Source organism: Cellulomonas endophytica (assembly GCF_004123805.1).
GTDB lineage: Bacteria > Actinomycetota > Actinomycetes > Actinomycetales > Cellulomonadaceae > Cellulomonas > Cellulomonas endophytica.
This window is the reverse complement of record NZ_RWJX01000126.1, coordinates 1-4,902: the sequence shown is the minus strand read 5'-3', so window position 1 is coordinate 4,902 and position 4,902 is coordinate 1. Positions and strand designations below refer to the sequence as shown.

The window sequence follows — 4,902 nt, the reverse complement described above, 5'->3', positions numbered from 1 at the left end:
GGGGGTTCGAATCCCCCATCCTCCGCCGGACCGAAGGGCCCGTCACCTGCGACAGCGCAGGAGACGGGCCCTTCGTCGTGCTTCATGGGGGCGGGAGAGAGCCTCCGCCAGGGACGTGGGTAGCAGTCTTGGTAGCAGTTCTGTCCCTGCGACCTTCGCTCGCAGCCGATCGCCTCGGGAGGATGGTCGATCTACTCAAGGACCAGGAGCGAGGGGCGAGGGCATCTAGCGCGCCGACCCCTCCGCGACGCCCTCTCCCCAGAGCGCGGTCGTCATCCGGCGGCTCGCCTCTTCGGCCAGTTCGGGGACCACGTGCTGGTAGCGCGTCGTCATCGCTGGCGACGTCCAGCCGAACATGCCCATGACAACGCGCTGGTCAACGCCCTGTACCAGCAGGAGGGTCGCAGCGGTGTGGCGGGCGTCGTGCAGGCGGGCGGGCCGGACGCCGACGCGCTCGAGGAACTCCGTCCAGTGGACAGAGTGGTCCCGCGGCGCGACCGGACGGCCGACGGTGTTCGTGAACACGAGCCCACTGTCGTGCCACACGGAGCCGGCGTGGATCTGGGCCTCGCGCTGTGCCTGACGGTGGCGGCGCAGGGCGCGGACGAGCGGCTCGGGTAGCGGCAGGGTGCGACGGGACTGCTTGGTCTTCAGCTCGGAGAGGACCAGGCCACCGTCCTTGCGCTGGGGGCACTTCGCGGCGGACTCCTCGCAGTCGATGGGACTCACGCAGCCGTGCCGCCAGTTCCGGCGCTCGAGCTGCTTCCTCACGTGCAGCCGGCCCGCGTCGAGCTCGACGTCCTTCCACGACAGCCCGAGGACTTCGCCCCGTCGGAGGCCGAGCGAGATCGCGAGCATGAACGCGACACCGTTGCGCTCATCTTCGGCGGCGGCAAGGAGCCGGCGTGCCTCCGCGACGGTGAGGGGTTCGATCTCGGGTGGGTCGTACCGCGGCGTGTGCGCGAGCGTCACGGGATTGCGCACTATCCTGCGTCGACGCAGCGCGTCGTTGAGGGCCTTGTTGAGTGTGCGGCGGACGTGGTGGACGCTGCCCGGCGCCAGGCCCTTGGCCGCGAGCTCGGTGTAGAGGTGCTCGATGTGCTCGGGTTCCAGGGCGAGCAGCCGGTGCTTCCCGATGGCGGGGACGATGTGGGTGTCCACGTCGACGCGGTAGCCGGAGAGCGTGCTGGGTCGCACCCGAAGAGCGGTGGCGACCAGCCAGTCACGTAGCCAGTCCTCGAGCCGCGGCGACCGTCCCGCGGGCACGGCACTCGCCTCGGCTCGTTGCTGCTCGAGCAGGCGGACCTTGCGAGTGACGTCGGCCCGCGTGGGTGCCGTCCGCTTGCGCCGGTCCACAGACCCGTCGGGGCGGATGCCCATCGTGACGAAGCCGACCCACCGCCCGTCGGCTGTCTGGAAGATCGACGAGCGCATGTTGCCGGCACGTCGGCCCATGGTCGGGCTCAGCTCTGATGGCTGGCCGCCGTCGCGCGGCAGCGCTCGACGAAGGCGAGGAGGCCGTCAGCGGGGATCCGGCGCAGCCGCCCGATGTGGACGGACTCGATCTCGCCGGTGCGCACGAGCTGGTAGAGCGAGGTGCGACCGATGGAGAGGCGGTCGGCCGCCTCCGTCATCGTCAGCATGAGTCGCGGGGTGTGGGTCAGGTCGTCGACTGCCATGGTGGTGCTCCTCCTCCTGGGTGGGGTTTCTCGTGCTGGTCATCGACCCGCCATGCGGACATCAGGCGCCGGCGGGACCGGGGGTGTCCAGGGACGTCCCGTCATCTGTGGACGGGAGCCGGGGTAGGGCTGCTGGGGACAAGCGGGCACAGGGACGTCCGGGTGGTGCTTGGCCCACGTCTCGGTCGCCGAGAGGTCAGCGCGGGTGGTCGCGAGGATCTGGGCGACGACCTCGACCGGCCCACGTGTCTCGGGCGACGACGCACCCAGGCACTCTGATTCACCGAATTGTTGAGCCACGTGGAGGTGGTTGCTGGTCCGGCCGCGCGTCATCGCCACGTACAGGTCCTCGCGTGCCATGCCAGGAGTGGCGACGGTGTGGGACTCCTCGACCGTCGCGCCCTGCGTGCGGGCGGTGGTGATCGCGTAGCCCAGCTCGACGTGGGCCCGGACGTAGCGACGAGGGACGCGCACTCCGACCGCACCGGCCACTGCTCGGAGCGTCATGGACCCGTCCCGGTGCGTGGCGGTGACGTCCCAGAGGGCGCCGTTCCGCACGTACCCGTCACTGGTCACGAGGCGGCGGTCGTTGCGGCGGGTGATGACCCTGTCCCCGGTGCCGCCGATCGACCCATCCGCCAGGGTGAGGCCCTCGGCGGCCACATCACCGGACAGCACGCGTCGGGCGCGGGTACGCGCGTTCAGCTCGCCGACCGTCCTGGAGTCTGCGGCCTGGAGGAGCGCACTGCGCCCGCCTACTTCCGCTTCCAGAGCGGCGTCGACCGCTGCGTCGATGGCCTCGTCGTATGTCCCGCCGGTGATCCGGTCGTGGATCAGGTAGTCCCGAAGCCCTTCGGGGTTGCCGTGTCGCAGGTCGAGCGAGGCTCGCGCTTCCCAGGGGTGCCGGAACCGCCACAGGGACCGGAGTTCGGCGGTGGGTCCTCGTCGGACGAGCATCCCGAAGGCGCCGCCGGCGCCGACCGCACCGCGCTGCAGCTCGTCGCCGACGAGCAGCAGCTTGCCGCCGGCCAGGCTGGTCTGCTGCAACAGGGCGACGAGGGTGGGGGTGTCGGCCAAGGACGCCTCGTCGACGATCACGAGCTGCCCCGGTCCCAAAGACCACCGCGAGTTCGTGGACGCATGGAAGTGCGGTGACCGCGAGTGCTCGCCGGCACCCACCGTCTCGTAGAGCCACTTGGCCGTGGTCTCGCAGCGGATGCCGAGGGCCTGCTCGAGCACGTGTGCTGCGGCGGCGGAGGGTGCCAGGCCGAGGACGGGCACGCCTGCCGCCTCGTGGATCCGGGCCAGGGCCGCGAGCGATCGGGTCTTGCCACTGCCTGCAGGTCCGACGAGCACGTCCAGGCGGCGGTCCGACTCGACGATGCGGACGACGGCCGTGGCCTGGTCGGGGGCGAGATCGTGGAGGTAGGCCTGATCCCCGCTGAGGGTCTTCGCAGCGGGCCCGCGAAGCCATCCCAGACGAGCGGCGTGCTCCAGGGTGCGTTCTGCCTCCAGTAGCTCAGCCGAGGTGTAGGCAGACTCCCCGACGCGCCGCGACTCGGGTGACCGGGTGTCGTCCAGGTGCACGCACCGCGCCTGCGCCTCCCGGACGACCTCCCCCGTGAGCCGGTTGCGATCCGCGGGTGACGCCATCCGCAACAGCGCGGAAGCGCGCGTCACCGAGGCGGCGAGGTTCCAGGTGGACCACACCGAGCGCCGGGAGGCCACGTCCTCGATCGCCTGCGTCACGAGCGCCTCTCGGACCTCTAGCCCGACGTCGTGTGCGTGCAGTGGTCGCCCGTACCCGCCCTGGAGGGCCCGCGCCGCCAGGTCGGCCGGCTCCTGCCCGGTCAGCACGCGGGCACGGTTGCGCCACTCCTCGAGGAGCTCCCCGAGGGATCGGACGACTTTCGCCGGCCGCGTCTGCCGGGTCAGGCGCTGGCGTGCACGAGTGGTCTCGGTCCGCGACGGTGACCGCCCGTGCGACTCGCGGAATTGCGCTGCCCAGTCCGTTTCGGCGGCGTGGATCTCCTGCGAGCGGGACGAGAAGTGCGCGAGCAGGGCGTCGTCCGTGCCGCGGAGCTCGAACGCCTCGTTGCGGCGCTCACCTCGGGACCGGCGCTCCCACTCGACCGGAAGCCGTCGCGCCACCTCGTCGGCCAGCAGCGCGTCGTAGAGCTCCGAGACGGTGACGACGGCGGCGTGCATCGTCCTTCCGTCCAAGGAGCGCCACGCCCGGTCGTGCCCCTGCACCTTGTTGGCGACGACGACGTGGGTGTGCAGGTTCGGATCGCCGGCACGCGTGTCCCAGTGGTCGAAGGCCGTCGCGACCATCCCGCGCGTCGTGACCTGTCGCGTCCCGCCCGCGCCGACCCTGGTGCGGATTACCGAGCGCTCGACGAACTCCAGCGCTGCGGCCAGCGCGGCGGAGTGAGCGTCGTAGATCTGCTGCCGCGTGCGGCTGTCACCCAGCGCCCAGAGCACGGACACGGACTTCGGCGCTGTGAACGTCAGGTCGTAGCCGCACACCACCGCGCGACCTCGTGCCCGCTGGCTCGCGTAGTCGCCGCCGAGAGGCAGTCCGGTGAATGGGTCGACGCCGTCTCGAAAGAGCGCCTTCATCGCCTCGGCCTCGACCGCCACGCCGGGGAGAGGGGCACCTCTGCCCTGGTCCAGGCACTTCAGGCCCTGCCCGAGCCAACGCCCTGCTGGGTTCCCGGACTGGGCGTAGTACTCACCGAGCGATCCGCCCGCTGGCAGACGCGCGTCACCGGCCGCGACCTGTCGTGTCAGGTACGCGTACCCGTCCCCCGAGGTGAGCTTGTGCAACGACAGCACGGCGGAGCACCCACTGACCAGAGGCACGCGCGGCCTCCCGTACAGGCACTGTGCGCACGGCGAGCCGTATCACGACCGGACGATCGTCCGATCGCTCGCGCGAGCCGCGGCACCCGCCGCCGGACGTCCCCGTCCTGCCTCCCTGTGCGCCGCGCTTCTGGCCTTCTACGTGCGGGCCCGGGTGTGACGGGCTTCCCCGACCCCTCCCGTCGCACACCGTGCAAGAAGAGTCGACGTCCAGGGCCTTCGGCAGGACACACCGCGCTAGCTCCTGTTGACGCGGCTGCCGTCGGTCGTGCTGGCCAGTCGGGCGGGTTGGCCAGGGCGGCTAGATGTAGTGCCCACGGACGTTGTTGACATGAGGGAGGACCTCCGGGCGAAGTGA

General features: G+C 71.2%; 3 protein-coding genes. All 3 read right to left on the bottom strand.

The window, feature by feature from the left end; all coding sequences use genetic code 11:
- Positions 1 to 225 precede the first annotated feature (225 nt).
- From EJA20_RS17900 to mobF, 3 genes are read right to left on the bottom strand one after another with little or no spacing between them, the layout of a single operon-like run.
- The gene (locus tag EJA20_RS17900) at positions 226 to 1,434 is read right to left on the bottom strand and encodes a tyrosine-type recombinase/integrase (protein ID WP_164984057.1); all 1,209 of its coding nucleotides are present in this window, start codon (positions 1,432 to 1,434) and stop codon (positions 226 to 228) included.
- Between the two features lie 29 nt (positions 1,435 to 1,463).
- Complete coding sequence (locus EJA20_RS17895; RefSeq protein WP_129339871.1) at positions 1,464 to 1,679, bottom strand: helix-turn-helix domain-containing protein; 216 nt, start codon at positions 1,677 to 1,679, stop codon at positions 1,464 to 1,466.
- Positions 1,680 to 1,718: 39 nt separating this feature from the next.
- On the bottom strand, positions 1,719 to 4,517 hold the full coding sequence (mobF, locus tag EJA20_RS17890) for a MobF family relaxase (RefSeq protein ID WP_240675631.1): 2,799 nt from the start codon (positions 4,515 to 4,517) through the stop codon (positions 1,719 to 1,721).
- Between the last annotated feature and the right edge of the window lie 385 nt (positions 4,518 to 4,902).